Here is a 2,261-nt window from a genome sequence, read left to right as displayed (position 1 = left end):
CGTCACGATCCGCGAGCGCGACACCATGGCGCAGGAGCGCGTCGCGCTCGATCAGGTCGAGGGCTACCTCGCCCAGCGCCTGATCGGCGCCTGACCCGCCGAGCAGGACTTCGTGCCGGCCGGGCCGGGAGGCGATCGCACTCCCGGCCCGGTTCGGATGGTCGACTCCTCACGTGGGCGGCGGCGTGCGGCGTTAGCCTGAGGAGGCAACCGCCTCGTCGCACACCGTGCCTGGAGCAGAGATGCCCGATACCGGTAGTACCCCGACCACGAGCAGTACCCCGACCACGACTGTCACCGGCCCACCGACGGACGCCTCCAATGCGGATCTCGTCCGATGGGCGATCGGTCGAATCAACGCCGAGGACATCGACAGTCTGCGCAACCGTCTCTGGACGGCTGAGTCCGTCGTGTACTTCCCGACCGGGTCGTGTCGCGGCGCCACCGAAATCGGCGCCTACTTCGACCGCGTCTACTCCGCGGTGACCGACTTCGCCATGGAGATCTCGGCGATCGCCGAGTCCGGTGACGACGTCCTGGTCCACTGGCGTCTGAGCGGCCGCCACACCGGCACCCTCTTCGGGGTCGCCGGTACCGGGCGGCACGTCGAGCTCGAGGGTTTCGACCACTTCGTCCTCGCGGGCGGCAAGGTCGTCACCAACACGGTGCGCTACGACCAGATGGAGTTCGCCCGCCAGATCAAGATGCTGCCTGCCGACGGATCGCTTCCGGATCGCGTGACGAAGGCAATCTTCAACGCCACCACGCGGATAGCGCGCCTCGCGCGTCGCCGTTAGCGACCCCGAGCGACCACCGGTTCGGCGAGACCTTGTTCCTCGCACACGGCCTGGAGCTGCGCGAGTGTCGCGTCGAGGCCGGGACCGAGCCTCGGTCCGGGTGTGAAGGCAGCCGGGAGATGCCGCATCCCCTGGATGATGCCGATCGTCTCGTAGTGCACGGCCTCGTCTGCGGCGCAACGGAAGTCGGGCATCCGATCGAGGACGGCCAGGAGCATCCGCTTGAACACCGTGCGGGCCACGTTCGATCCGATGCATCGATGGATACCCAGCCCGAAACTGAAGTGCCGGTTTCCTTTCCGTTCGAGGTCGACGGTGTCGGGATCCTCGAACAACGACGGGTCGCGATTGGCCATCGCCCACGACAGCCACAGTCGCTCACCTTCGCGGAGGTCGACACCGGCGTATTCGTAGTCGGCGCAGATGGTTCGGCCGTCTCCCGGGGTCGGTGTGAAATACCGCAGGAACTCCTCGGTCGCCGAATCGAGCAGGGTGCCGCGCTCGCGGTCGAGACGGGCACGTTCATCCGGATGCTCCGAAAGCCACTCGAACGCATGGGCGGTCAGGGCCGTCGTCGTGTCGAATCCGCCGCCGATCAACAGGTTCAGCATCCCGAGGATCTCGATGTCCGGCGGCGTCTGCCCGTCGATCTCGGCGCGGGCGAGTGCGTCGACCAGCCCCGGCCGCGGCGACTCCCGGACCTCGAGGATCGTGGCGAACAGATCCGTGCCCATCGCCCGGTGCAGTTCGAGCACCCGGTCGCGATCCGGCGAATCCGGCGGCGTGTACAGCGCCGCGTGGGCGGGTTCGCTGTAGACCTCCCACTTGTGCAGCGGAATCCCCAGCATCGCCAAGGTCAGCACGGCCGGAACGATGTTCGCGAGGTCGTCGACGAAATCGATGTGCCCGCTCGCGATCTTCTCGTCCAGGCACGCGTGGGTGACCTCGTCGACGAACGGGATCCAGCGCGCGACCGCAGCCGGTGACAGATACGGGTTGAGGATCTGCCGGTACGCCTGGTGTTCGGGTGGATCCATCTCGAGGATGCCCGAGCGGATCGGGTTCTCCGCGTGCGGGATCGTGATACCCACATAGCCGCGCCGGACCCCGTTCACGTCGTTGTCGTTGGAGACGACCTGCGACCGCGCCAGGTGGAAGACCTCCTCGGCGCCCGCGGCGACCCAGTGCCCGCCGTGGGTGTCGGTCCACGCCAGGGGACAGTGCGCCTGCATCTCCTTGGTGATCGCTTCGAACCGGTCGCGGTACTCCGGCGCGTGCCGATCGAAATGGAACCGCTTCTTCCCCTGCTCCGTGTTCGTCACGACCACAGCCCCCCGTCGGCGATGGGCAGAAGGCTAGCAGTACCGTCGCCGACGGGAACCGGATTCGCTGACTTCGGTCAGAAACGTCCGCCGCTGCTGCGGCCGATGCGGCCCGAGCTGCTGGGGCCGCCGAACGAACCGG

Annotated in this window: 3 protein-coding genes; 2 read left to right on the top strand and 1 reads right to left on the bottom strand. The window is 67.5% G+C overall.

Going from position 1 to position 2,261, the window contains the following annotated elements:
• Together I0Q12_RS32665 and I0Q12_RS12070 are read left to right on the top strand one after the other, a co-directional pair.
• On the top strand, positions 1 to 94 hold a 94-nt coding region (locus tag I0Q12_RS32665; protein WP_231610495.1), incomplete at its 5' end, for a hypothetical protein.
• A gap of 148 nt (positions 95 to 242) precedes the next feature.
• Positions 243 to 797, top strand: coding sequence for an ester cyclase (locus tag I0Q12_RS12070; RefSeq protein WP_197252149.1), 555 nt, complete (start codon positions 243 to 245; stop codon positions 795 to 797).
• On the opposite strand, the gene I0Q12_RS12065 is transcribed toward I0Q12_RS12070, so the two are convergent.
• The gene (locus tag I0Q12_RS12065; RefSeq protein ID WP_197252148.1) at positions 794 to 2,125 is read right to left on the bottom strand and encodes a cytochrome P450; all 1,332 of its coding nucleotides are present in this window, start codon (positions 2,123 to 2,125) and stop codon (positions 794 to 796) included. The genes I0Q12_RS12070 and I0Q12_RS12065 overlap by 4 nt on opposite strands.
• Positions 2,126 to 2,261: the final 136 nt, after the last annotated feature.

Source organism: Rhodococcus sp. CX (assembly GCF_015865005.1).
Lineage (GTDB): Bacteria > Actinomycetota > Actinomycetes > Mycobacteriales > Mycobacteriaceae > Rhodococcus.
This window is presented reverse-complemented; position numbering and strand designations above follow the sequence as displayed.

Coding starts and splice junctions, on each gene's coding strand:
- I0Q12_RS12070 (WP_197252149.1), top strand. CDS start 243: ATGCCCGATACCGGTAGTACCCCGACCACGAGCAGTACCCCGACCACG.